Below are 24,888 nucleotides of genomic sequence, written 5' to 3' on the forward strand. Positions count from 1 at the left end.
ACCCTAAGCGGTAGCGATACTCTCGTCGGACTATGGGACAGACAGTTGCGGTGGTGCTCGCCGGAGGCCGCGGAAAGCGCGTCGGCGCGGACCGCAATAAGGTGCTCATCGAGGTTGCCGGGCGCACCGTGATCGAGTGGAGCGTGCGCGCATTCGCCACCCACCCGGCGATCGAGCGCACCATTCTCGTTGCGCATCCCGACGACGCGGCCGAACTACGCGTCATCGCCGCGGCGTACGGCGAGGTCGCGGTGATCAACGGTGGCGCGGAACGCGCCGATTCCGAACGCGCCGCCCTCGATCATCTACGCCACGACATCACCGCTGGCGCGCTCGACGCGGTGTTGATTCACGATGGCGCGCGGCCGTGCATCAGCGCGCCACTGATCGCATCGACGGCGGCGATGGCGTCCGAGTGCGGCGTACTGCCGGCGCTGCCGACCCCGATGCTGGCCACCATCGAGCAGGGGGTTCTTCAGCCGGTCGACGGACGACTCGTGCGTGCGCAGACGCCGCAGGGCGCCCCGGCAACCTGGCTATTGCGGGCGTACGACGAGGCGCGAGACGAGGGGTTCACCGGCACCGATACGGCCTCCTATTTGGAGTACGCCGGATTCACCGTCCAAGTGATTGACGGCGAGCAGTCGAATCTCAAGGTGACGTATCGCCAAGACCTCGACCGCGCGGCCGCACTACTGCAGTAAAGAACGACTACTGCGGTAACGCGCGGCTACCGCGCCACAAGCGGGCGGGCCCCACCGGTCGCGAGCGCACGCTGCAACGCATCGTCCGGCTCGGCGCATCCACCGAGCAGCGCGGCGGGCACAACGATGGGAAACCCGACAATCTGCACCTGCTCGCGCGGGACGGTGCCCAGCACGACCTGGTTGTCGTCCACTCGCTTGACCGTTTCGGTCATCGGTACGACGGTCACCCACACGCCCGGGTTGAGCGGCGGGGACGCCGTGCCGGCCGGGAACAGCGCCACCGGCTCCTGCGGATGCGATTCGGGGAACGCAAGAAGGTCGCTCGCCGATACGCGGCAAGCGACCTTCTGTTGCGTACTGACCCATTCCAGGTCGGTCCACTGCATATTTCTAGGAAGCGAGAACCTCGTCGAGGAGCACTTCGGCCTTGTCCTCGGACGTCGACTCCGCCAACGCGAGTTCGGAGACCAGGATCTGCCGGGCCTTCGACAGCATCCGCTTCTCACCCGCGGAGAGCCCACGCTCCTTGTCGCGGCGCCACAGGTCGCGGACAACCTCGGCAACCTTGTTCACATCGCCGGAAGCAAGCTTCTCGACGTTCGCCTTGTAACGGCGGGACCAGTTCGTCGGCTCCTCAGTGTGCGGCGCACGCAGCACCTCGAAGACCCGATCCAAACCCTCCTGACCAACCACATCTCGTACGCCGACAATTTCGGCGTTGTCAGCCGGCACTCGCACAGTCAGGTCGCCCTGCTGCACCTTGAGAACCAGATAGGTCTTCTCTTCGCCTTTGATCGTGCGCGTCTCGATCGCTTCGATAAGTGCCGCACCATGATGGGGGTAGACGACGGTTTCACCGACGTTGAATTCCATATTCGCTTATCTCCTATCGGGTTGTGTCAATTCTAACACGCACCTTGCGTCGAAAAAAATCGGATGCCGTTGTAAAAGGCCTGTTCAGCGGCTACTTTCGGAAGCGGACTCGGTTTGACTTTCGCGCCAAGATTTGCTTGCCACCGCTAAACAACCCGCTCCGAGCCCTCATGCGGCCACCGTGAGGTAGTAACCGTGACGTCCGCCCGTCTAGGATCCGTGAGCCGGTCGTAAACGCGCGAGGCCAGCGCACTAGTGTGTTAGCCAGGTATGTGCACCGAATCCTGAGGAGACCGCCGTGAGCCTGACCGCCACATCGCGCCGTCCAGCGCGCAGTACCCGCCTCACCGCTGCTGCGATCGCGACGCCGTTCGTGCTAGGCGCTGTGCTTACCGGCTGCTCCGCCGGCCAAGTCACCCAGACCGCTGAGAAGCGACCGTCGGTCGAGGGCGAACAGGGCGAAGTCGGCGACCTTAAGGTCCTCAACGCACACTTCGTCGCACCCACAGACGAGGGCAAGTACCAGGCTGGCGACACCGTTGAGATCGAGTTCGTGGTCACCTCCGACGGCCCGACTGACGAACTCACCAGCATCGACGTGGACGGCGCGCCCGCCACGATCGTCGGCGCAAGTTCGATCGAGATCCCCGCCGGCGACCACGTCATCGTCGGCGAGAACGGCGATGTCACGGTCGAAGCCACAATGACCGATGAGGTCTACCCGTCGGCCCTGATCCCGGTCACCTTCACCTTCGCTGAGGCCGGCGAGTTGGAGATCGAGTTGCCGATTGCGGCCTCACTCGATGAGATCCCCCGGGACCCCGACCAAACCTACTCTCCCGAAGAGGGTGGCGGACACTAACGCCAACAGTCTTGCGCGCGTGGCGCCCGGCACACCGTCGGGCGCCACGCGCATTTCTGTCACCGACGTACGGCAGGGTTGAGGGATGGCGTCGAAGGTAAAGCAGAGTTACAAGTGCTCCGAATGCGGCAACCTAACCGCCAAATGGTTCGGCCGGTGCCCCGAATGCCAGTCGTGGAGCACGATCGAGGAGACCGCAACAACCGCAGCCGCCCTGCGCAAGGTCAGCGCCGGCGCGGTGAGCGCTCCCGCCCGCCGAATCGCCGATGTCGATGTCGAAGCCGCCCGCGCTCGGCCCACTGGAGTCGAGGAACTCGACCGAGTGCTCGGTGGCGGACTAGTACCTGGATCGGTCGTACTACTCGCCGGCGAACCCGGTGTGGGTAAGTCCACGCTTCTACTGGAGGTCGCGAGCCGGTACGCCGGTCGGGGCAAGCAGACCGCACTCATCGTCACCGGCGAGGAGTCGGCGTCGCAGGTGCGGTTACGCGCCGAACGCACCGGAGCGCTCGCGCCCGCTCTGTACCTCGCCGCCGAAACCGACCTATCCGCGCTGATCGGGCACGTCGATACCGTCAGCCCAGGGCTGTTGATCGTCGATTCTGTGCAGACCATCGCCTCGCCCGCGATCGAAGGCAGCGCCGGCGGAGTCACCCAGATCCGCGCTGTCGCCTCGGCATTAATCGCGATGGCCAAGGAACGCGGTATTGCGACCGTCATCGTCGGGCACGTCACCAAGGACGGCGCGATCGCCGGACCTCGACTACTCGAACACCTGGTGGACGTCGTACTGCATTTTGAGGGCGATCGGCACTCCACGCTGCGGTTGGTGCGGGCGGTGAAGAACCGCTTCGGCCCCGCCGACGAGGTCGGCTGCTTCGAAATGGTCGACGAGGGGATCCGCGGGCTCGCAGATCCCTCCGGCCTATTCATCAGCGACCGCGAGCATGCCGTCGCCGGCACCTGCGTGACGATTACCGTCGACGGACGACGCCCGCTTCCCGCCGAAACTCAAGCACTTGCCACCGACAGCAACCTTGCCTCCCCGCGGCGTTCGGTCAGCGGCCTGGATGCCGCTCGCGTCGCCATGTCGATCGCCGTACTCTCCCGCTGTGGAGTCAATCTGGGCAAGCATGATGTGTTCGCCGCGACCGTGGGTGGAGTGAAAGTAACCGAACCGGCCGCTGATTTGGCTCTCGCGCTGTCGTTGGCGTCATCGGCTCGGGACCGCGCTTTGCCGGTCTCGATGGTCGCCTTCGGCGAGGTCAGCCTCGCTGGTGATATTCGGCGGGTCACCGGCGCCTCACGCCGGTTGGCCGAGGCGGCGCGGATGGGATTCAAGACCGCGATCGTGCCCAGCGGGTCCGGTAAGGCGCCCGCGGGGCTGCGCGTCATCGAGGTTCGCACTCTGGCAGAAGCGGTTCACGCGGCCGGGCTCCACGAAGGCTCGCCGACGGGCGGTTAGCATGAGGCGCTCGCATCTATTGCCTAGCCCATGAGCAGAGGACACCATGCTGCGCACGATCCTGGCCTCGATCGCCCCAGGCACCGACCTGCGCGACGGTCTCGATCGCATCCTGCGCGGGCGCACCGGCGGATTGATCGTGCTGGGGTGGAATCGAAGCATTGAGCAGATGTGCACCGGCGGGTTCACCATCGACATCGAGTTCTCCCCCACCCGACTACGCGAACTGTGCAAGATGGACGGCGCCGTCGTACTGACCACGGACGGTGCGCGCCTCGTGCGCGCCGGCGTGCATTTGATGCCGGACGCGTCCGTGCACACCGATGAGTCCGGTACCCGCCACCGCACCGCGCAACGCGTCGCGATCCAGGCCGACGTCCCGGTGATCGCGGTCAGCGAGTCGATGAACGCGATCACGCTGTACGTCGGCAATGAGCGGCACCAACTCGAGCAACCCACGCGACTTCAGGACCGCACTAACCAGGCCCTGGCGACCTTGCAGAAGTACCGCAACCGGCTGGATGAGGTATCCGGATTGCTCTCGGCGCTGGAGATAGAGGACCTGGTGACGGTCCGCGATGTCGCCTCGGTGAGCCAGCGCCTGGAGATGGTGTCGCGGATTTCTGAAGAGATCGCCGGGTACGTCAGCGAACTCGGCACCGATGGGCGGTTGTCGGCGCTGCAACTCGAAGAGCTCCTGGCCGGCGTGGTGGACGAACGCGCGCTGATCGTCCGCGACTACCTGTCCGCGAGCCGCCGTACTCGCACGGTCGAGGACGTACTCGTCGATCTGGCCGATCTACCGGCATCCGAACTGATCGACCTCGCCCGGATCAGCGAAGCGCTCGGCTTCAGCGGCGTCGCCGACTCGCTGGACGATCCGGTCAGTCCCCGCGGGTATCGGCTGTTGGCGCGGGTGCCGCGGCTGCCCGCCGCGGTCATCGATCGCATCGTGGAACATTTCGGCTCACTACAGCGGCTGCTGGCAGCTACCACCGACGAACTGACCCAGGTCGAAGGCGTGGGTGAAATGCGAGCGCGCGGGATCCGGGAAAGTTTGTCGCGGCTAGCCGAGGCAACGATCTTCGAACGACATCACTGATTCCGTCGCACTATTGAATGTCGAACCTCGACATCATCATCATGTCTTCGTGCTCGAGATTGTGACAATGCAGGACGTACTTACCTGGATATCCGTCGATGGGCACGAGTACTTCGCAAGTATCGCCAGGATGTAGGTCAATCGTGTCCTTGATTCCGGCGTACGCCGGCCCGGGGTCCGCACCGCGATGACGCACCACGTGCATTTGCAGCAGGTGTACGTGTATCGGGTGGTGTACGTCGGTGCTCAGTCGCCATCGTTCGACTGTCCCGGACTGCAGGGTCATCAGTGGCTTGTCAGGGTCGAAGATCTCGCCGTTGACCATCCAGACGCCATGCGGATGCTGCTCCGAACTAGGGCCCAGCGCGAAGTGGAGGTCTCGTACGACGGACACCTGAGCCTCGTCAGGCACCTCGTAGGAGCTGAGTTCGGTCGGGATCTGCGCCTCGGGCTCGGAGGCTCCTGCGACGTGAAACTCCATAATATCGGCCATCTGGCCGTCGCCAAGCAAGTTGCGTACCCGCACCCGGCTACCGGCGGCGAAGGCGGAGAAGTCCACGAGGACGTCAACGCGTTCAGCCTGCGCCAGCGTCACACTTTTCCGCTCGAGGGGCTGCTGCAGCAGCCCTTGATCGGTGGCCACTTGAATCAGCGGCTGCTCGTCGATGCTGATTTCGATCCGCCGGGCATTTGACGCGTTCAACAACCGCAGCCGATACCTGGCGGCGTCCACCTCATGCACCGGCCACGGTGCACCGTTGACCAACATGACATCCGAAAGCAGCCCACCCAAGTACTCCGGGTCCACCACATCGTCATGGCCACCGCCGTGAGCCGAATGACCCGAATGACCCGAATGGCCGGTTCCATGGTCGCCATCACCACCGTGATCGTGCCCGGAGCCGCCATGATTCGGACCGCCTGCATCAGCGGAGCCCGTTGGGTAGTTGAGTTGGTGGCCGGCGTCAAAGGAGCGGTCGCAGATCAGTAGCGGCAGATCGCGATCGCCGGTCGGCAGGCCGAGCGCGTCCTCGGCTTCATCATGCACAATCGCCATACCGGCCAGCCCGTGATAGACATTGGCGCCCGTCGCGTCCATCGTGTGATCGTGGTACCAGAGAAACGCGGCGCGCTGCTGCATCGGATAGACATAGTCCCGACTCGTCCCCGGCTGCACCAAGTCGGTCGGAAACCCGTCGCTGTCAGATGGCGTGCGCCCGCCGTGCAGATGCAGCACGGTCGGTCGGTCCAGCTCATTGGTCAGTCGCACCGTCAGCGGCTGGTCCTTCGTTGCACGAATCGTCGGCCCCGGGAACGTTCCGCCGTACCCGCGGATCTTCGTCTTGTGGCCACCGAAGATCTCGATCCAGCCCGGTTGCACGGGCAAATCGATCACGCCTTCGGCGTCCGGGACGAGCTCGGGCGGTATCGGAAGCGGTTGGCTGAAGCGCTTCGGGGGTGCCACTGCGCTGCGCAGCAGAGTGCCGGTCGAACCAGACGACGCGCAAGCGGCAGCGGAGAGCACCAACGTCGCTGCCCCGGTGAGTTGCAGGAATCCACGGCGATTCATTGGCTACTCCCGCGCAACGTATCTAGCCGCTGATGACTGTCGGCGGACGCCGCATCCGGTGGTGCGCTGCTGCGGCTTCTCGATCTGCTCAAGTGACGAGTCATCGGCAGCCACGACCACACGGCGAGGGCTCCGGCGATACCGATCAGCACGACGCCCAGCGGTATGTGCAGTGCGGTGGCGCGTTGCATTCCGACGACGAACTGTCCCGCCAGGGCGAAGAACATTCCGACGCTCAGCGCAGCGGGCCACCAACCCAACCGGGCGAGCCAGCCGATCGCAACGGCACCGGCGAATACCAGCCAGGTCGCGGCGATAGCGGCGCCGCCGACCGCGCGATGGACGGCGAGCTGGTCGAACTCGCCCTGCAGGAATAGTCCGATCCAGATCGGTTGCGTCATCACCAGCAGCGCGAACACCGTCGCGATTAGGCGAAAAGCCCAGATAGCCAGGCGTGCGGAGGTCATATCACCGACGCTACGAAGGACGTGCGGCTGCGTCGTCCGATCGGCATCGACACCTCACTGTCGCTTCCCGACGTACTGCCCGACGTGGGATGTCAACAGTGAGCGACTGCTACGCGGGGCGTGTTGCGGCTAACCTCAGGTGGTGACCGAGCCACGCGTACGTCTAAGTGCGCCCGCCCTGGACGCGACCTTGGCCGTCGCCACTTTCGTGATCACCGCGACGAGCATCGCGGCCAGTACGCCGGGCACCGGCGACAACCCGACCGACCTGCTCGCGTACGCGATGCCGACGCTCGTCGCTGGCTTGCTCGGCTGGCGCCGACGGTGGCCGATCACGATTCTGGCGTTGAGCGTATTGCTCGTGCTGGGCTACTTCGCGCTCAACTACCCACCAATCAACCTCGCCCTACCGCTGGCCGGAGCACTGTATTCCTGCGCGGAAGCGGGGCGAAGCATGATCGCGAGCGCGATCAGCGCGGTGTTGCTGGGTGGCGCTGCGTTCTTCAGGATCGTCATCGCCGGTCAGGATCCGACCCGGGTGCTGCTCGTGGACACCGTGCAGATCGCTGCGATCATGTGCGGAGCCATCGGACTGGGGTATGCGGTTCTCGCGCACGAGAAACTACGCGTGCAGGAGCGCGCAGCCGCTGAGCAACAGGCCGCACGAGCGAAGCAGGACGCGGACCTGCGCATTGAGGAGGAACGGTTGCTGCTGGCCCGGGACCTGCACGACGTACTGGCGCACACCGTCTCGGTGATGTCGATCCAGGCGGACGTGGCCGCTGAAGCCCTCGGCGATGATGACCCCGAGGTGGCGCAACGTTCCGTGGCCCTCATCCGCCAGCAGTGCGCAAACGCGACGACGGAACTGCGTGGCACAGTGCAGCTACTGCGCGGGGACCGGCAGCGCGAGCCCGTGGCCGATCTGGCGGATCTACCCGGACTCGTCGAACGCGCCCGCGCCGCCGGCGTCGAGGTATCCGTGCAGCGCAGCGGCGTACTCGATGACCTGCGGATTCCGGTACGCACCACGGCCTATCGAGTCATCCAGGAAGCGGTGACCAACGCGCTACGCCACGCTGCAGCCGAGCGGATCGACATCACGCTCGCGCGCGACGCCCGACAATTGACGCTCTCGGTGATCGACGACGGTCGAGGCAGTACGCCGGGCCCTGCCGGCCTGGGACTACGCGGAATCAGCGAACGCGTTGGCCTACTCGGCGGATCGTCGCAATTCGGACCACGGGAGGCCGGTGGTTTCGGTGTATGCGCGAGAATTCCGTTATGACGGTCTCGGTACTGATAGTCGATGATCAGGAATTGGTGCGCTCGGGCCTTCGCGCACTCCTGGCTCGCTCCGACGACATCAACGTGGTCGGCGAGAGCGGCAATGGCCGCGACGCCGTTGCGCAAGCGCTCACGCTGCTGCCCGACATCATCTTGATGGATCTGCGCATGCCGGTGCTGGACGGTGTCGCGGCGACCGGCCTGATCGCGCAGGACGAGCGGCTATCAGCGTGCCGGGTCATTGTGCTGACGACCTTCGACGCCGATGCCGATGTATTCGAAGCGCTACGTGCTGGCGCGTCCGGGTTCCTACTCAAGGACACCTCGCCGCAGCAGTTGCGGGAGGCAGTACGCACGGTGGCTCGCGGCGACGGTTGGTTATCCCCCGCGGTGACTGAACGAGTAATGCGCGCCGCATCAGCAGGCGGCGAGCGGGCTGCCCGGGAAGACCTGCTCGCATCGGTGACCGCGCGCGAGCGAGACGTACTGCGTGAAGTCGGGCGCGGCCTGTCGAATGATGAGATCGCTGAGGTGCTGGTGATCTCGCCGGCGACGGCACGCACGTATGTCAGTCGGCTGCTGGCCAAGCTCGGCGCGCGGGACCGGTCTCAGCTCGTGGTGACTGCGTATGAGTCCGGGCTGGTCCGTCCCTGCTGACGCAGCGCGCTGGGCCGGCCGGTGTCGAACCCTCCTTGCCCTAGAACCCTGGGCTTCTGGCGCGGCGCACCCCTGCTGACGTACGGCTGTAGGGACTTGCTGGTGCGAGGTCGGCTCAGCTGCGCTGGCCCGGCTGGCGCGATGCTGATTCCGACAGGCGCGGGCCGGTTGGCAAGATGGAGCGCATGCCCGAGACGTATGCGCCGCTCATCGAAGCCGTCGGTGACTGGTATCGCGGCGCTAAGCGTGAGCTGCCGTGGCGCGGGGACGACGTCCCCGCCTGGGCGGTGATGGTCAGCGAGTTCATGCTGCAACAGACCCCGGTCGCTCGCGTGCTGCCGGTGTTCGAAGAGTGGATGCAGCGCTGGCCTACCCCGCACGACCTCGCGGCGGACAGCCCAGGAGAGGCCGTTCGGATGTGGGGCAAGTTGGGCTATCCGCGTCGAGCGTTACGGCTGCACGCGGCCGCGGTTGCGATCGACGATCGCCATGGCGGCGACGTACCCAGCGATCCAGCTGCCCTGAAGTCGCTGCCGGGTGTCGGCGACTACACGGCGGCGGCGGTGGCAGCGTTCGCGTTCGGGCAGCGGATCGCGGTCGTCGACACGAACGTGCGACGCGTCGTACACCGCGCGGTACTCGGCGCTGCCGACGCCGGGCCATCGACGACTCGGGCGGACTTCGCGTTGGTCGACGACATGCTGCCCGACGATCCAGCGCAGGCCGCGCACGTCTCGATCGCGCTGATGGAACTCGGCGCGCTGGTCTGCACCAGCAAGAGCCCGCGGTGCGCGGACTGCCCTGTCGTGGCCGCGTGCGCTTGGGTCGCTGCTGGCAAGCCAGCGTACGACGGTCCACCTAAGCGCGCCCAACGGTTCGCCGGCACCGATCGCCAAGTGCGCGGCTTGCTGATGGACGTGCTGCGCGGCGCGGATGAGGCGGTGCCACGTGCGGAGTTGGACGTCGTGTGGAGTGACGACGTACAACGGCAACGCGCGCTACAGGGTCTACTCAGCGACGGTCTCGTCGTCCTCGAATCCGACGGGCGGTACGCGCTGCCATCCGGTCGCCCGTAGGGGGCACCGGGTGCGGCGGCCTAGTAGTTCTTCAGGTCAAGTTCCGGGTCGGCCGCGCCGGCGGTCGTCAATGACTCAATGATCGAATCAAGCTCGTCGAGCAGTTCAGGTCCGACCTCCTGGCCATCGTTGAGTTCAACGGTGAGAATGGTCGACATCCCGTCGAAGGCGACGGAAAGTTCGCGCACCACGCCGGTGTCGACGCCCTCGATATCTCGACTAATCCGGTCAACGGCTGTCGCGGCCGCGCTATAGGTCGGCTGGAATACCGATCCTGCGGCGATGCCCGCCTCAAGTTTGGCGGCACCACAATCAAATCGGACTGAACTGAACGCAATACCACCGGCGGTTGCCGCGGAACTGAGCGCCGGGACAACCTGCGCGAGCGCCGCATCGGCGTTTTCACACACCAGCCCGGGGACGTTCGCGGCGATGCTCAGCAGCGGTGATTCTCCGGAAGACGGTGGGCCGTAATCGACGGCGACCTGAGCCGAGGCGGCCGATGCGGCCAGGAAAGCCGCCGCCTGCGTGACGCCGAATCCGTAGTGCACCGGAGCGACCTCAAGCGTCTTGTCGGGCGTCAGCATCAGCGTGATTGGTACGTCCTGCATCCCCACCTGCGACGGCGCTATCTCGTCGTGCTTGGCAACGATCGCGCTGATCTGCTCGGCTGTCGCCGAGGCCCGGAGTTCGATCGTGGCCTCATAACTGCGGCGCGTTTCGCTGCAATCATCGACGCATTCCACGGTGTCCGTGACCTGCGCGCTCTTGACCCCCTCCAGGCTGTCGAGGTCTTGTTCGATCTGCGTGGCGATGGCCTGGTCGGGTTGAGTGGGCGCGTCCGAAGGGCTGACCGTGTAGCCGGTGAGGATCCCGGTGACAACGAACCCGAGCAACGCGAGCACGCCAAAGACGATGACAGCGACAGGTCGCTGCGTACCGTCCTCGCGCGTGGCCATCTTCTGTCACCGATCCTCCGAGACACATGACCACCACGGTCGCGTTCTCGCGTTGCCCAACTTGTAGGTAGATATGTGAGTAACCGCAGTCGATAGATAAACCGACTACCACTTGTTTACGGTACTAGCCGATTACGACAAAACCCTGTGATTCGCCAAACTTCACGCGCTCAGATGCAGATATGGCCCGCGCTCGTTCCGAACGCGGGCCATATCTTTTGCTATTCGATTTCCTTCACCATCCACGCGGAATGGTTAGGCCTTTCTTGCCGACTAGGCCGTTCCGCCCGCGACGCCGCCGGGCGTGCCGAGGTCTGGCTTACCCGGCACATCCGGGACGATGCCGGTGCCACTCACGTGGTCGATACCTGTTCCGACCTCATCGGCGGCCACGGTCACCGGCTCACTCTTCGGCTCGCTGTGGAACGCGAAGTGGAAGTCGAGCAGCCCGTTCTTGTCGGCCGACAGGATGTCCTTCACCTCAAGCGACTTGCCGTCAGCGTCGATGACGTCGACAGTGATCGCCGAACCCGACGGAAGTTCGCCGTACAGAATCTTCTCCGAGAGCTGGTCCTCGATATCGCGCTGAATCGTGCGACGCAGCGGACGAGCGCCCATGACCGGATCGAAACCGCGACGCGCGAGCAGGTTCTTCGCCGCGTCGTTCAACTCCAGCGTCATGTCCTTGGCAGCGAGCTGCTGACCGACACGACCGATCATCAAATCGGCCATCTCGACGATCTGATCCTGGGTGAGCTGGTGGAACACGACGATGTCGTCGATACGGTTGAGGAACTCCGGACGGAAGTTCTTCTTCAACTCGTCGTGCACCTTGAGCTTCATCCGCTCGTAGTTCGACTCATCGCCCTGCCCCGACTGGAAGCCGAGACCGACCGCCTTCGCGATGTCCTTCGTGCCGAGGTTGGTCGTCAGGATCAGCACCGTGTTCTTGAAGTCGACGATGCGTCCCTGGCCGTCGGTCAACCGACCCTCTTCCAACACCTGCAGCAGCGTGTTGAAGACGTCCGGGTGCGCCTTCTCGATCTCGTCGAACAGCACAACGGAGAACGGCTTGCGGCGGACCTTCTCGGTCAGCTGGCCACCCTCGTCGTACCCGACGTAGCCGGGAGGAGCGCCGACCAGGCGCGAGACTGTGTACCGATCGTGGAACTCGGACATATCGATCTGGATCAACGCGTCCGGGTCGCCAAACAAGAACTCGGCAAGCGCCTTCGCGGTCTCGGTCTTACCGACACCGGACGGGCCGGCGAAGATGAACGAACCGCCGGGACGCTTCGGATCCTTCAGACCGGCGCGGGTACGACGGATCGCCTGCGAGACAGACGTGACGGCGTCGTCCTGCCCGATGATCGTCTTGTGCAGCTCGGCCTCCATGCGCAGCAGGCGAGTCGTCTCTTCTTCGGTCAGCTTGAAGACCGGAATGCCGGTCCAGTTGGCCAGGACCTCGGCAATCTGCTCCTCATCGACCTCGGAGATGACGTCCAGGTCGCCCTGGCGCCACTGCTGCTCGCGCTCGGTCTTCTGCTCCTGCAGCTTGCGCTCGTCATCGCGCAGCTTCGCGGCGCGTTCGAAGTCCTGCGCGTCGATAGCCGACTCCTTATCGCGGCGTACGCCGGCGATCTTGTCGTCGTACTCGCGCAGGTCCGGCGGCGCGGTCATCCGCTTGATCCGCATCCGGGCCCCGGCCTCGTCGATCAGGTCGATCGCCTTGTCCGGCAGGAAACGGTCGGAGATGTAGCGGTCGGCCAACTGTGCGGCCGCGACCAGCGCGTCATCGGTGATCGAGATGCGGTGGTGCGCCTCGTAGCGATCGCGCAGACCCTTCAGGATCTCGATGGTGTGCTCCAACGACGGCTCGCCGACCTGGATCGGCTGGAAGCGGCGCTCAAGAGCGGCGTCCTTCTCCAGGTGCTTGCGGTACTCGTCGAGGGTGGTCGCACCGATCGTCTGCAGCTCACCGCGGGCCAGCATCGGCTTGAGGATGTTGGCGGCATCGATTGCGCCTTCGGCGGCACCTGCGCCGACGAGCGTGTGGATCTCGTCGATGAACAGGATGATGTCGCCGCGGGTGCGGATCTCCTTGAGCACCTTCTTTAGGCGCTCCTCGAAATCACCGCGGTAGCGCGAGCCGGCGACCAGAGCGCCGAGGTCGAGCGTGTAGAGCTGCTTGTCCTTCAGCGTCTCGGGGACGTCGCCATTGACGATCGCCTGGGCCAAGCCCTCGACGACCGCGGTCTTGCCGACGCCAGGTTCGCCGATCAGCACGGGGTTGTTCTTGGTGCGACGGCTCAGCACCTGCATCACGCGCTCGATTTCCTTCTCGCGCCCGATGACCGGGTCGAGCTTGCTCTCGCGCGCGGACTGGGTCAGGTTGCGGCCGAACTGGTCGAGCACCAGGCTCGAGGACGGCGTGCCCTCCTGCGGAGCGCCGGCGGTCGCGGTCTCCTTGCCCTGGTAGCCCTGCAGCAGCTGGATGACCTGGGTGCGCACGCGGTTGAGCTCGGCGCCCAGCTTCACCAGCACCTGAGCCGCGACACCCTCGCCCTCACGGATGAGGCCAAGCAGGATGTGCTCGGTACCGATGTAGGTGTGGCCCAACTGCAGCGCCTCACGCAGCGACAGTTCGAGGACCTTCTTGGCGCGCGGGGTGAAGGGAATGTGCCCGGACGGCGCCTGCTGACCCTCGCCGATGATCTCCTCGACCTGCGAGCGCACAGCCTCGAGGGAGATGTTGAGCGACTCCAGAGCCTTCGCGGCGACGCCCTCGCCTTCGTGGATCAGCCCGAGCAGGATGTGCTCGGTACCGATGTAGTTGTGCGAGAGCATGCGGGCCTCTTCTTGCGCCAGCACGACGACACGACGGGCCCGGTCTGTAAAGCGTTCAAACATGCGTCAGTCTCCTTATGAGACCGCCCCCTAGGAAGCTGCGCCCAAGGGCACGAGGCGGTCATCCCATTAAACGACGCATAGGGCCGAGTTTCTTCCGTTGTGGCGCTCGGATGGGTACGCCACAAGCGAACGCCCTTATTCCCACCGCTGCTTCCCGACAGTTCTGCCCCACGGCGGGGCAGATTCGGAGCCGGTTCGGGGCCGCGGCGGTGCCCGCTCGGGCCGCGCGGGGTCGGTTCGAGCTCCCGCCGCGGTGCCAGTTCGGAGCCGCCGCCACATCCTGGCGGCAGATGTTGAACCGTAGTCGGTTCAACATCTGCCGTCGAAACCCGCCACCATCTGGCTCGCACCTCACCGTCATCGATTGCGGGAGCCCCACCGGCGACCAAACAGAGATGCCGGGCCGCCAGTGTCCGCGTCCAACCCACTAACCTGCGCGCCGCCGTACGCCCGCGCCGCCGCCGCACACCGTGCGACGTACACCCCACGGGCTCGTCAGCGGACTTGCCGCTGACGGGCGGACTTCCCCAATCCACAGCGGGGATCTTTCCCGGCTTCCACCCACGATCCCCACTCGCGGCCCCAGAACCCGCCCTCGATCGACAGCGCTGACCGAGCCGTCCCGGCTCCCGCCCGCTAACCCCACTCGCGACACCGAAGACCCGCCCCCGATCGGCAGTGCTGACCTGGCCGGCCACCCGTTCTCGGCTCCCGCCCGCTAATCCCACGCACAACGCCAAAACCCCGCCCTCGATCGCCGGCGCTGGCCCGACCGGCCGCCGTACACCGTCCGCCGCGGATCGCGAACGCGCTTCCCGCTACCGGGCGGACTTCCCAATCCACAGTGGGATCTTTCCCAGCTCCCGCCCGCTAACCCCACTCGCGACACCAAACCCCGCTCCCGATCGCCTGTGCTGACCTGACCCAGGCGCCGTACGCCCTCTGCTGCGGGCCGGCCGCACGCCGTCTGCCGCGGGCTGCGGTGCTCCGCATCCGTCAGCCGCGGCCGGCAAACGGCATTCCGGCGGCGATCACCATCAGTTCGGGCACCGCGACCGTATTGGGGAGGGCGATGACGTCGCGGATCATGGCCACGAGGTGCTCCGGGTCGAACGTTGGTTCGGCGCGGCGGGTGCCGTCGGGCTGCGGGGCCTCGATCATGCCGCTGGTCATCGCGGTTGCCGCGTTGCCGATGTTGAGTTCCGTCGCGGTGATCTGATGCGCCCGTCCGTCGAGGTTGATCGAGCGGGTCAGTCCGGTAATCGCGTGCTTCGTGGTCGTGTAGCCAATAGATCGCGGGCGCGGGACTCGAGCCGAGATCGAGCCGTTGTTGATGACCCGGCCACCGTCACCCTGCTCCTTCATCCGCTTGATGGCTTCGCGGGCGCAGTAGACCGAGCCCGAGACATTGGCAGCGAGGATGGTGTCCCAGTCCTCGTCGGTAACCTCATCGATCGACGCAGGGCGGCCGAACACTCCGGCGTTGTTAATAAGGACATCGACGCGGCCGAACTGCTCGTCGACGGCCGCGAACAGGCGGCGCACGGAATCCGGATCGCGAACGTCGGTCGGCACACATACCGCGTTGGGGTCCTTGCCCGCTGTCTCACAGAGCGCATCTTCGCGGCGTCCGGCGAGTGCAACGCGATGTCCAGCGGCGAGAAGGCCACGTGTTAGTACGCGACCAATCCCGCTACCCGCGCCGGTAATGACGATGACCTTCGAAGCGCTGCCCATGTGTGGAGCGTATCGGTGGATCGGACTAGGCCGAGGACCATACTGAAGTCCGCCCCGCACAGCGGGGAAGACCCGGGGTCTTCCCCGCTCCAGGATACGGCCACTGAGCAGGGCGAATGTTCGGACCGAGAAAACCGCTCGCGGTCATCATGCTCACGAGCAGTGCATCATCGGGAAGCAGCGTGACCAGCACTCCGTCGGGCTGGCTCTACTCGCATATGGGCGCCCGCGAGGCTGGCGCTGATCTACGAGAACGCAGACTCCGGCCTGGCCGGCCGGTTCGTCACAACGGTTCACCTACAGGAGATCATGGGAATAGACCGTAGTGCTGCCACGGTCCGGTGTTGCGCTCCTGCGATCGCCTAGCGCGTCGGAACGCTCGAACAACCCGGGCACGCGTCTCTCGCGGATCAATCAACTCATCAAAGTTGAAGACGCCCGCCGCAGGAAAGGGTCCAGCATCCGAGCTTATGCTCGATTCGAACTCGGCTCGGACGGCCGACGCATCCTTACCGCCGGCGATTTGGCTCTTAAACGCAGCGTCGACACCGCCTGCGACCGGCAGTGACCCAAACTCTGCCGAGGGCCAGCACAGAGTCGCACTCTGTCCGCCTCCAGGTCCATTCATCGCCGCGGCGCCCATTCCGTATGCCTTACGAATAAGCACGGTGACGTTCGGGACCCGAGCGTGAGCTGTCACCCACGCGACGCGCAGGCCACGCTTTAAGATCGCTTGCCTCTCGGTTTCGGGGCCGACCATGAGTCCGGGTACGTCGACGAGGAAGACCATTGGGATGTTGAATGAGTTACACAGCGAGATGAAATGGACCGCCTTGTCGGCCTCGTCGCCTGTCATAGCTCCGGCCCGGACCTTTGGTTGGTTGGCGACGATACCTACCACGTGGCCATCCATTCGGGCCAAGCACGTGATGAGCGACTTTCCGAACGTCGGCTGGATCTGGAATACCGAATCGTGATCGACAATCCGATCGACGATCTGCTGCATGTCGTACGGCGCCCGACGGTTTCGCGGGACGATATCCAACAACTCGTCGTCCGCCCGCCATGGATCATCCGTCGGCGCCACCACCGGGGGCAGTTCGTCGCAATTTAGCGGCATATAGCTCAGATAGCGACGAATCTGAGCAATCGCGTCCGCGTCATCTTCTGCCGCATTATCGACAACCCCTGCTGTTTCGACGGCGATCTTGTACCCACCAAGGTCGATCTTGTCGATGTCAAGGCCGAGGGCCGCCTTGACCAGCGGCGGGCCGCCGGTGAACAGTGCACCTTCGCCTTTCGACATGATCTTGAAATCGCACAAGGGAACCTCGAGCGCAGGATCGCCGCCGAGCCCTCCTAATACAGCGCCAACCTGCGGAACGATGCCAGCCAGTCGAGACTGCACCAAAAAGTGCGACGAATCGGGCCATCCAGCGAGGATTGCTTCCTGCCCGCGCGCGCCAGCCCCATCCAGCAAGTACACGATCGGAAGTCGCTCGCGACCCGCTAGCTCCTTCAGTCGATTGCGTTTCTGGATGCCAACCGACCCGGTCGAGCCGCCAAGGACTGTGAAGTCTTCGGAGAACGCGAACGCCGGGCGACCGTCAATCAGCCCAGAAGCAGTCACCACACCATCGGCCGGGGCATGAAAATCCTTGAGGTGACGCCGCGTGCCGGCGTGATCTGCGAGAATTCCAATTTCTTCCATCGTTCCGCGATCAAACAGTAAGTCCATCCGCTCACGAGCGGTCAGCTTCCCACGCGCATGTTGACGATCGATACGCTCCTGGCCGCCCATCTCAAGCGCACGCTGCCGCAGCGAATTAATCCGCTCGACCTCGGGGCGCCATCCCTCGGCGACAGACCCTGATTCCCTACGACCTACCGACAATTTGTTGCCTCCCTGATATGACAAGTTTCTTGGAGCGCTGACGCGCACATCGTTTCAGCCGCCGGTTTACGGCGTATATGGATACTTCGGCGGGCCCAACTGCCTACGAAGAACCGGTTGCGCATCAGCCACGAACTCACGTATCAGGCGAGGTGATTCAGCCGGATCGATGATGTCCTGCCCTGTCGCTTCGGCTGTGCGGAAGGGAGAAGCGATGTTATGCAACCGCTGCTCAATCTCCCTTTCCTTCGCCAGAGGGTCCTCGGCCGCCTCGATGATCGAACGGAACGCGGCCTTTGTGCCACCGCTGATATGCATTGATCCCCACCGCGCCGATGGCCACGCGTAGCGACGGAACATACCGGTCGAGCGGTGATGGGTCTGACCTCCCACGCCAAACAATCGGCCGACGATGATCGTCAGCCACGGCATCCGTGAATTCACCGTCCTCCACACCAATTGCGCGCCAGCGACTTCAATTCCCGCGCGCTCAGAATCGGGGCCTACAAGCACACCCGGCTCGTCAGGCAGAGTGATCATCGGGAGGTGGAAGAGGTCGCATAACTGCAATAGGTGAACCGCCTTGCGACCCGCGGCGACGTCCGTGGACCCTCCAAGGAATCGGGTGTTGTTGGCCATGATCCCTACGGGCAGGCCGTCTATCCTCGCCAGACCTGTGATCCTCGACCGACCATAGTCAGGGGCAAGTTCAAAGAACGAGTCCGCGTCAACCACGGCCTTCAGCATCCTGCGCGCGTCTCCTGGCCGCCGAGGGTCTTCTGGGACTACATCGCGCAACACCTCAGGCGCAAACTCAGGGTCGACCGGCTCGGCTCTAGGAGGCATCTCGTGCACGTTCGATGGCAGATAAGACAGGAAGCGCTGAATCTGCCGCAGCGCGTCCTCCTCGCTCGACGCCACGTTGTTAACTGACCCGCTGAGCCGGGTGTGTATCGCGGCGCCACCCAGGGTTTCCTTGTCGATATCGAGTCCCAGCGCCGCCTTCGCGACGGGTGGCCCACCAGGGAACAACTGCGAACTGCCCTCAACCATCACATTGAAATGAGCCAGAGTGGCATATATTGCTGGCAATCCGGCGGTGGGGCCCATCAGCGCCGACACCACTGGAACTTCCTGCATCATTTCAACATCGGTGTGCACCCACATGTTGGCGTCCGGCACATAAGTTCGGCCGAGTTCAAGGAAGTGCGCAACACTGCCGCCACTAGCGTCCAACAGTCGAATGTACGGAACTTGCCACTCCTGCGCCCGTTCAGCCGCCCGCAACTCGTACCCGAGGAGCCCACCCGTTGTGCTCGCACCGCCACCTGAGCCGCCCCGCACGGTGAAATCTCCCGCGTTCACCATCACAGTCCGGCCATCGATCTTGCCCGCACCATTAACTTCCGCCTTCGGCACGAAGTCCTTCAGTTCCCCGCCGTCGTCGTAGGTCCCAGTCCCGCACAGTAGCCCGAACTCACGAAAGCTTCCTTCGTCAACGAGAAAATCGATACGCTCTCTGACCGTCAACTTTCCTTGAGCGTGTTGCCGCGAGATTCGTTCCTCGCCGCCCATCTTCCTGGCCAGCTCTCGTCGACGTTCAAGTTCGCTCAGCGCTTTCTCCCATGCCATTTCTTCAGCTACCTCGTCTCATTGATTTGCGTTGCCGTACGGGAAACCCGGCGGAATTTTCGGCGTCGACCGGTTGTGTTCTGATCTGGATCCAGAATGTCTTGAAGGGCATCGCCCAGCGAGTTGAATGAAAGAACAGTAAGCCCAATTGCCAATCCTGGGATGTAAATCATCTCGGGCCGCTGACCGATGAACTGGAACGCGGATTGAAGCATCGATCCCCAACTCGGCGTCGGCGCTTGTACGCCGAGACCCAGGAAACTAAGACTTGCCTCAGCCAATAGAGCCGTCCCCATCATCAACGCCGTCTGCACAATCAATGGTCGGAGCACATTCGGGATGATGTGTCGACGAATGACACGTGCGCTAGACGTTCCGTACGTGAAAGCGACGGTCACGAAGAGACGCTCTTTAACCGCTAGCACCTGACCACGCGCAAGCCGCGCCAAGACCGGCGAGAACACGATGCCGATAGCGATCATCGCATTCGTCAAACCAGGACCAAGCGCCGCGCCAACACCTACTGCCAGAACTAACGCGGGGAAGGACAGTATCGTATCGACAACGCGCATCAGTACCGCGTCCACCCATCCGCCGAAGTATCCTGCGACGATTCCGAGCGGAATGCCGATTGCCGCGGCGACAGCGGAAGATATGAGCGCCGCAAACAAGGATATCCGAGCGCCGTATACAACCCTCGCCCAAAGGTCGCGACCTAGGTCATCCGTGCCCAGCCAATGCGCCCCAGACGGACCTTGCATTATCGCTGTCAGGTCCTGGGTCGCGGGATCGATCCCCCTAGATACCCACGGCGCAAACACCGCCGCGAAAACCACCAGCACCACGAACACCGAACAGCCCAGCGTCATCGGGTCTCGGAACGCGCCCAACCAAGGCCGTCGAACGCGGCGGCTAGATGGCTCGACCACGGGCTCTAGTGTCGCAGCCTTCGTATCCTCTGTCATTGGATCACCGAATCCTTGGGTCGACCAGACGATAGGACAGGTCAACGATCACGTTCGTCATAATCACGATCACAGCCATAACCAGGACGACGCCCTGAATTACGACCATGTCTTTCTTTAGCGTTGCCCCCATAATCAAGCTTCCCAGCCCTCCGAGCCCAAAGATCGTGTCGATAACGACCGTCGCACCGAGGAAACGATTAATTTGCAAGCCCACGATAGTCAAGAGCGGAACACCCGAGTTTTTCAGTGCGTGCCGAATAACGCGGCTGCGCGACAACCCCTTCGCATACAGCGTGCGGACGTAGTCCGAATTCAGTGCCTCGATCATCGCCGAACGTAATTGACGCGCTATTTCACACGCTCCGACAATCCCCATCGCGAAGCTCGGAAGTATCAGATGACGAAGGTAGTCGACGGGTGACTGGCTAATCGGAACGTATCCCGTAGCCGGAAGCATATTGCCTTGGACAGCGAACAGAGAGACCAAGACCAAACCGAACCAGAACGTTGGCATTGCCATGAGCACAGATACGAGCGTCGAAACTGTCCGATCTGCCGCCCGTCGGGCGTATGCTCCCGCGATCAGCCCGGCAGGAATCCCAATCACCAGTGAGAATACTAACGCAAGAGCGACCACGCTAACGGTGATGAATATCGTTCGCCCGATCGCGACGTTCACCGACTCACCAGTTAAGAACGAGTTTCCGAGGTCACCGCCCAGGAGGCTCATTAGCCAGTCCCAATACTGCACAATGAGCGGCTTCTCTAGACCCATTTGTTCCCTAAGGGCGGCGATGATTTCGGGAGTGGCACTTTCGCCGGCAATCGCGACCGCGGGATCTCCTGGCACGAATTGCACCAGGAGAAACACGACGACCGACGCAATAAATAGGGTCGGTATGACCGGGACAAATCGGCGAAGCAGGGTGCCGGCCACTATTCCCCTCCTTTCGTCACCAAATTACCTAGCATTCCATGTCACTCGCTAACGCAAAGAAAGCTGACATCCACCTTGCCATACAGCCCTGACTCAAAGCCCCCGACATTAGTGGACAACACAGTGGTAATAGGAATGAACACTAACGGAAACGCAAGCGCCTGATCTTCAATCAGTTCAACCAGAGGTTTGTACGCTTCGGCCCGATCTTCGACCTCCGGAGATTGCTGACCAGCTTCAATCATTGCGTCGACATCATGACCTTCGGGCTCAAAGTCACCTGCGTTATAGAACCCGCCCGGAGAAACGATGCTTTTGAACGTATCCGCTGGGTCTGGACGTCCGCTCCAACCGGCAATATAGAGTTCGCCATTCTTATTAGCAAAGAAATCGTTGGTAGCGGTGCCTACTTCCTGTGACACAAGTTCAAGTTCCACTCCAACATCTTTAAGCATCGCCTGAATCAACTGGGCACGACGATCCGCACCTGCAGCTGGGTACCACAGCGCTGTAATCTTCGAGCCCGCCAATCCCGAACTCTCAGCGAGATCCTTTGCCGCTTCAGGGTCGTAAAAGTTGTCGGTAAGACCATCCTGATAGGCCCAATAGTCTGTTGGAAACAATTGCGTCGCCGGCTCGCCCTTGCCGAGATATAATGTGTCGTTTAACGCCTCGGTATTGATAGCCGCTCGCAACGCCTGGCGCGCTTCGAGGTTATTGAAAGGCGCCTTGTTCGCGTTGACGTAGAGATAATCTCCGAACACTGACGGGTCTGTATGGACTGCCAACCCCGAATTAGTCGATAGAGTTTCGGTAAACTGCAATCCTACATTTAATGCCGCATCTGTCTGACCACTCTGCAGCGAGTTCACCACGGTCTGCCCATCAGTGAGATAAGTCAGCTTCACATCATCCAGGTACGGCATGTCGGTCTGCCAGTAGTTCTCGTTTTTCGTCAGCTCCAACGACGTACTCGGCGCATAATTAGATACTTCGAAAGGGCCTGTGCCTACCGGATGTAGCCCGAATTGCTGATCCCCTTTTTCCTCGATCGCCGTCGGAGAACTCATCATGCCTGCACGATCCGCGAAGATTAGCGGCAAGGTCGTGTCGGGCTTGCTGAGATGAATGGTGACGGTGTTTTCGGCCGTCGCTTCGATCGAATCGATCGATGTGAGGTTCGCGGCTACGGTTGAGGTCGGGAGAGTGCGCGCGCGCTCCAAATTGAACTTCACGGCCTCTGCGTTGAACGGCGTTCCGTCGTGGAACTTCACTCCGGTTTGCAGGGTCAGCACGAGGGTCTTGTCGTCCGGATACTCCCATTTTGTTGCCAGCCCCGGTTCGGGTGCCATATCGACTGATAGATTCACGAGACGGTCGAAGATCGGATACAGCGACATATGATCATTGCCCGCTCCGCCCTGGATCGGGTCCAGGGAGCTAGGTGGATTCGGTAGGTTCGCATTCAACGTGCCGCCAGTTGTTGCCGCGTCACATGTCGGCACCTCACCCGCGGCGGCATTGCTCGACTCGCCGCCACAAGCTGCCAATGTTGTCAGTGCCACCGCAGTCACCACGACGAACGAAGCGCGGCTGCGCCTAACCCGGGTATTACTGGAAAGCCTGGTCATTCTCTTTCTCCTTCGCGGTCACTTCTTCTCTTTGGGCATGTACAGACCCGTCCGCAGATGCGGACGTCGAGTTTGTGCCTTCACCTGCTAGTTCAAGTTCACCGACGAAATGACACGCAGCCGTGCGTCCGGCGCCGGCATCAGCCAAAGGCGGAGGCGTTGAACAGACCTCTTTTGCGTAGACGCATCGAGTCACGAATCGACATCCCCGCGGAGGATCAAGGGGACTCGGAATCTCGCCCGACAGGACAATCCGCGTCTTGGTGCGAAGCCTGCTGGGTAGCGCCTGAGGCTCGGCTGACAAAAGCGCGCTCGTGTAGGGGTGTTGCGGGTATTTAACCAAATCGTCGGCCGAGCCCGTCTCGACGAGGCCGCCGAGGTACATGACGCCAACTTTGTGGCATACCCGAGCGACGACGCCGATATCGTGCGAGATAAAGAGGTAGGCCAAGCCCCGCTCATCTTGAAGGTCCAGCAGGAGATTAAGGACTTCCGCCTGAACGGACACATCGAGCGCCGACACAGCCTCGTCGCACACCAGGACGTCCGGATCTAGCGTTAACGCACGAGCGATATTTACCCGTTGCCGTTGGCCTCCCGACAACTCTCGCGGTCGGCGCGAACCATGCTGTTCACTTAACCCCACTCGCTCCAGAGCCTCGCCGACCTTTCGGAGGATTTCGTTCCGTCCGAGTCGGCCTTGCACCACGAGCGGCTCGGCGACCGCTGCCCTGCAAGTCAGATGTGGATCCAACGCCTCCGAGGGATCCTGGAAGATCATCTGCATCCGCGGCGCGATCGCTCGACGCGCCCTGCGGGTCATCTTGCCGATCTGACTGCCATCGAGCGCAACCGATCCTGAAGATAATGGCTCGATTCCCATCACAGCTCGCGCCAGAGTTGACTTTCCAGAGCCTGACTCTCCGATGATTCCGAGCGTTTCCCCCTTGTGCAAGGCAAATGACACACGGTCAACCGCGTGCAGGACGCGCCCCCTACTTAGTTTGAAGTCAACGCTCACGTCGCGAACCTCTAGAAGTGCCGCAGTTCGGTCTACCGCTCCGCCCTGCTCCAAATCAGTCACGTTGCCCGCCCTTCGATCGGCGTCGAGGTAGGCGCAACATCAACAACCCCGCTCAGCTGGAGTTCCTCAGCCCGGGCACACCGCACGAAACGACTGCCAACTTGCCGAAGCCCTGGATGCGCTGAAATACACTGGTCGATGACATGGCTACACCTGGGACCGAACCGACATCCGGCAGGCATCGCATCAAGCGCCGGGACACGACCCGGAACGCTATGCAGGCGTCCTCGGTCTCCGCCCGCCCGGGGGATTGAAGCCAACAAGCCCGACGTGTAAGGGTGCAATGGGACCTCGAGCAAGGGATCGACCTCGCCGGCCTCGATTACTTCGCCTGCATACATGGTCATGACGCGACTGCACAGTTCTGAGATCACTGCCAGGTCATGGGAGATGAAGAGCACTGCGGTTTGGTGTTCCGTGCTCAAATCACGGATGAGATCGAGAATCTGAGCTTGGATCGTGACGTCCAGGGCAGTTGTCGGTTCATCGGCGATTAGAAGCTGCGGGTTACAGGCCAGCGAGATCGCAATCATCACGCGCTGGCGCATACCCCCCGAAAGTTGATGCGGGTAGTCCTTAATTCTTGACGCCGCCATCGGTATGCCCACGTCGTCAAGTAGGGATATAGCTCGCTTCCGTGCCTCCCCCTTGGAGATCTTCCGGTGTGCCTTCAACGTCTCAATAAGTTGCTGCTCGATCGTGTACACCGGATCGAGCGCCGTCAACGGGTCCTGGAAGATCATCGCAATCTTCTCGCCGCGTAGCGTGGTTAATGCTTTCGGACCTGCGCTTAGGAGATCAGTCCCGTCGAGCACCGCAGAGCCGGAAACCCTGCTGGAACTTTCCGGGAGCAATCCCATCATCGCCATTCCAGTAACCGATTTCCCGCTTCCACTTTCTCCGACCAACCCCAGTATCTCGCCCGGACTCATTTGAAAGGAAACATCTCGAACGGCAGTCACCGACCCGTTCGGCGTCGCGAATTCCACCGTGAGATCGCGCACGTCGAGGAGTACCGGCTTTTGTTCGTCAACACTCGGTTCGCTAATTTTTATCGGCATTGGCACTCC

Annotated in this window: 21 protein-coding genes; 7 read left to right on the forward strand and 14 right to left on the reverse strand. The window is 62.9% G+C overall.

The genetic code is table 11. The features are described from left to right. Window positions 1–32 precede the first annotated feature (32 nt). Window positions 33–704 carry an IspD/TarI family cytidylyltransferase gene (locus tag E1H16_RS02155; protein ID WP_134322029.1) on the forward strand — a complete coding sequence of 224 codons (672 nt, stop codon included), beginning with the start codon at window positions 33–35 and terminating at the stop codon, window positions 702–704. 26 nt (window positions 705–730) lie between these two features. Here the strand turns inward: E1H16_RS02155 and E1H16_RS02160 are convergent, their stop codons facing one another. Then, window positions 731–1,093, reverse strand: a complete 363-nt coding sequence (locus tag E1H16_RS02160) for a glycosyltransferase family protein (RefSeq protein WP_134322030.1) — start codon at window positions 1,091–1,093, stop codon at window positions 731–733. Window positions 1,094–1,097: 4 nt separating this feature from the next. Next, window positions 1,098–1,580 (reverse strand): CarD family transcriptional regulator, encoded by a 483-nt coding sequence (locus E1H16_RS02165; protein ID WP_134322031.1) that lies wholly within the window; start codon window positions 1,578–1,580, stop codon window positions 1,098–1,100. Window positions 1,581–1,878: 298 nt separating this feature from the next. Between E1H16_RS02165 and E1H16_RS02170 the strand changes: the two genes are divergently transcribed. The 3 genes from E1H16_RS02170 to disA all read left to right on the forward strand — a co-directional run bounded on the left by E1H16_RS02170 (window position 1,879) and on the right by disA (window position 5,009). Next, complete coding sequence (locus E1H16_RS02170) at window positions 1,879–2,442, forward strand: copper chaperone PCu(A)C domain-containing protein (RefSeq protein WP_134322032.1); 564 nt, start codon at window positions 1,879–1,881, stop codon at window positions 2,440–2,442. A gap of 85 nt (window positions 2,443–2,527) precedes the next feature. After that, window positions 2,528–3,907 (forward strand): DNA repair protein RadA, encoded by a 1,380-nt coding sequence (radA, locus tag E1H16_RS02175; protein ID WP_134322033.1) that lies wholly within the window; start codon window positions 2,528–2,530, stop codon window positions 3,905–3,907. A gap of 46 nt (window positions 3,908–3,953) precedes the next feature. Further along, the gene (gene disA, locus E1H16_RS02180; RefSeq protein WP_134322034.1) at window positions 3,954–5,009 is read left to right on the forward strand and encodes a DNA integrity scanning diadenylate cyclase DisA; all 1,056 of its coding nucleotides are present in this window, start codon (window positions 3,954–3,956) and stop codon (window positions 5,007–5,009) included. 10 nt (window positions 5,010–5,019) lie between these two features. Here disA and E1H16_RS02185 read toward each other — a convergent pair whose 3' ends face one another. After that, window positions 5,020–6,579 (reverse strand): multicopper oxidase family protein, encoded by a 1,560-nt coding sequence (locus E1H16_RS02185; RefSeq protein ID WP_134322035.1) that lies wholly within the window; start codon window positions 6,577–6,579, stop codon window positions 5,020–5,022. Then, window positions 6,576–7,046, reverse strand: coding sequence for a hypothetical protein (locus E1H16_RS02190; protein WP_134322036.1), 471 nt, complete (start codon window positions 7,044–7,046; stop codon window positions 6,576–6,578). The genes E1H16_RS02185 and E1H16_RS02190 overlap by 4 nt, the downstream gene beginning before the upstream one ends. A gap of 142 nt (window positions 7,047–7,188) precedes the next feature. Between E1H16_RS02190 and E1H16_RS02195 the strand changes: the two genes are divergently transcribed. The 3 genes from E1H16_RS02195 to E1H16_RS02205 all read left to right on the forward strand — a co-directional run bounded on the left by E1H16_RS02195 (window position 7,189) and on the right by E1H16_RS02205 (window position 10,066). Continuing rightward, entirely contained in the window at window positions 7,189–8,334 is a 1,146-nt protein-coding gene (locus E1H16_RS02195; RefSeq protein ID WP_134322037.1) for a sensor histidine kinase, read from the forward strand. Continuing rightward, entirely contained in the window at window positions 8,331–8,990 is a 660-nt protein-coding gene (locus tag E1H16_RS02200) for a response regulator (protein WP_134322038.1), read from the forward strand. Before E1H16_RS02195 ends, E1H16_RS02200 begins: the two co-directional genes overlap by 4 nt. Before the next feature lie 185 nt (window positions 8,991–9,175). Next, window positions 9,176–10,066: an HhH-GPD family protein gene (locus E1H16_RS02205; protein WP_134322039.1), complete on the forward strand. Its 891-nt coding sequence runs from the start codon at window positions 9,176–9,178 to the stop codon at window positions 10,064–10,066. A 20-nt stretch (window positions 10,067–10,086) separates the two neighbouring features. On the opposite strand, the gene E1H16_RS02210 is transcribed toward E1H16_RS02205, so the two are convergent. The 10 genes from E1H16_RS02210 to E1H16_RS02255 all read right to left on the reverse strand — a co-directional run bounded on the left by E1H16_RS02210 (window position 10,087) and on the right by E1H16_RS02255 (window position 24,879). Then, a complete protein-coding gene (locus tag E1H16_RS02210; RefSeq protein ID WP_134322040.1) occupies window positions 10,087–11,025 on the reverse strand; it encodes a hypothetical protein in 939 nt (312 codons plus the stop codon). A 273-nt stretch (window positions 11,026–11,298) separates the two neighbouring features. Beyond that, complete coding sequence (locus E1H16_RS02215) at window positions 11,299–13,935, reverse strand: ATP-dependent Clp protease ATP-binding subunit (RefSeq protein ID WP_134322041.1); 2,637 nt, start codon at window positions 13,933–13,935, stop codon at window positions 11,299–11,301. Window positions 13,936–14,931: 996 nt separating this feature from the next. Then, the gene (locus tag E1H16_RS02220; protein WP_134322042.1) at window positions 14,932–15,672 is read right to left on the reverse strand and encodes an SDR family oxidoreductase; all 741 of its coding nucleotides are present in this window, start codon (window positions 15,670–15,672) and stop codon (window positions 14,932–14,934) included. Between the two features lie 307 nt (window positions 15,673–15,979). After that, window positions 15,980–17,566, reverse strand: a complete 1,587-nt coding sequence (locus tag E1H16_RS02225) for an acyl-CoA carboxylase subunit beta (RefSeq protein WP_134322043.1) — start codon at window positions 17,564–17,566, stop codon at window positions 15,980–15,982. 66 nt (window positions 17,567–17,632) lie between these two features. Beyond that, window positions 17,633–19,198, reverse strand: coding sequence for an acyl-CoA carboxylase subunit beta (locus tag E1H16_RS02230; protein ID WP_134322044.1), 1,566 nt, complete (start codon window positions 19,196–19,198; stop codon window positions 17,633–17,635). A gap of 8 nt (window positions 19,199–19,206) precedes the next feature. Next, a complete protein-coding gene (locus tag E1H16_RS02235) occupies window positions 19,207–20,163 on the reverse strand; it encodes an ABC transporter permease (RefSeq protein ID WP_208378804.1) in 957 nt (318 codons plus the stop codon). A gap of 4 nt (window positions 20,164–20,167) precedes the next feature. Then, on the reverse strand, window positions 20,168–21,103 hold the full coding sequence (locus E1H16_RS02240) for an ABC transporter permease (protein WP_134322045.1): 936 nt from the start codon (window positions 21,101–21,103) through the stop codon (window positions 20,168–20,170). A 41-nt stretch (window positions 21,104–21,144) separates the two neighbouring features. Continuing rightward, window positions 21,145–22,734: an ABC transporter substrate-binding protein gene (locus tag E1H16_RS02245; RefSeq protein ID WP_134322046.1), complete on the reverse strand. Its 1,590-nt coding sequence runs from the start codon at window positions 22,732–22,734 to the stop codon at window positions 21,145–21,147. Next, entirely contained in the window at window positions 22,715–23,818 is a 1,104-nt protein-coding gene (locus E1H16_RS02250; protein WP_341765374.1) for an ABC transporter ATP-binding protein, read from the reverse strand. Before E1H16_RS02250 ends, E1H16_RS02245 begins: the two co-directional genes overlap by 20 nt. Next, window positions 23,815–24,879, reverse strand: coding sequence for an ABC transporter ATP-binding protein (locus E1H16_RS02255; RefSeq protein ID WP_134322047.1), 1,065 nt, complete (start codon window positions 24,877–24,879; stop codon window positions 23,815–23,817). The genes E1H16_RS02250 and E1H16_RS02255 overlap by 4 nt, the downstream gene beginning before the upstream one ends. Window positions 24,880–24,888: the final 9 nt, after the last annotated feature.

The sequence above is a fragment of the Cumulibacter soli genome (genome assembly GCF_004382795.1).
In the GTDB taxonomy this organism is placed as follows: Bacteria; Actinomycetota; Actinomycetes; order Mycobacteriales; family Antricoccaceae; genus Cumulibacter; species Cumulibacter soli.

What these genes read in the sequence shown, in the direction of transcription:
- E1H16_RS02235 (WP_208378804.1), bottom strand. Translation starts at nt 20,163, where the DNA reads ATGACAGAGGATACGAAGGCTGCGACACTAGAGCCCGTGGTCGAGCCA.
- E1H16_RS02255 (WP_134322047.1), bottom strand. Translation starts at nt 24,879, where the DNA reads ATGCCGATAAAAATTAGCGAACCGAGTGTTGACGAACAAAAGCCGGTA.
- disA (WP_134322034.1), top strand. Translation starts at nt 3,954, where the DNA reads ATGCTGCGCACGATCCTGGCCTCGATCGCCCCAGGCACCGACCTGCGC.
- E1H16_RS02210 (WP_134322040.1), bottom strand. Translation starts at nt 11,025, where the DNA reads ATGGCCACGCGCGAGGACGGTACGCAGCGACCTGTCGCTGTCATCGTC.
- E1H16_RS02245 (WP_134322046.1), bottom strand. Translation starts at nt 22,734, where the DNA reads ATGACCAGGCTTTCCAGTAATACCCGGGTTAGGCGCAGCCGCGCTTCG.
- E1H16_RS02215 (WP_134322041.1), bottom strand. Translation starts at nt 13,935, where the DNA reads ATGTTTGAACGCTTTACAGACCGGGCCCGTCGTGTCGTCGTGCTGGCG.
- E1H16_RS02230 (WP_134322044.1), bottom strand. Translation starts at nt 19,198, where the DNA reads ATGGCATGGGAGAAAGCGCTGAGCGAACTTGAACGTCGACGAGAGCTG.
- E1H16_RS02155 (WP_134322029.1), top strand. Translation starts at nt 33, where the DNA reads ATGGGACAGACAGTTGCGGTGGTGCTCGCCGGAGGCCGCGGAAAGCGC.
- E1H16_RS02190 (WP_134322036.1), bottom strand. Translation starts at nt 7,046, where the DNA reads ATGACCTCCGCACGCCTGGCTATCTGGGCTTTTCGCCTAATCGCGACG.
- radA (WP_134322033.1), top strand. Translation starts at nt 2,528, where the DNA reads ATGGCGTCGAAGGTAAAGCAGAGTTACAAGTGCTCCGAATGCGGCAAC.
- E1H16_RS02220 (WP_134322042.1), bottom strand. Translation starts at nt 15,672, where the DNA reads ATGGGCAGCGCTTCGAAGGTCATCGTCATTACCGGCGCGGGTAGCGGG.
- E1H16_RS02165 (WP_134322031.1), bottom strand. Translation starts at nt 1,580, where the DNA reads ATGGAATTCAACGTCGGTGAAACCGTCGTCTACCCCCATCATGGTGCG.
- E1H16_RS02185 (WP_134322035.1), bottom strand. Translation starts at nt 6,579, where the DNA reads ATGAATCGCCGTGGATTCCTGCAACTCACCGGGGCAGCGACGTTGGTG.
- E1H16_RS02160 (WP_134322030.1), bottom strand. Translation starts at nt 1,093, where the DNA reads ATGCAGTGGACCGACCTGGAATGGGTCAGTACGCAACAGAAGGTCGCT.
- E1H16_RS02205 (WP_134322039.1), top strand. Translation starts at nt 9,176, where the DNA reads ATGCCCGAGACGTATGCGCCGCTCATCGAAGCCGTCGGTGACTGGTAT.
- E1H16_RS02200 (WP_134322038.1), top strand. Translation starts at nt 8,331, where the DNA reads ATGACGGTCTCGGTACTGATAGTCGATGATCAGGAATTGGTGCGCTCG.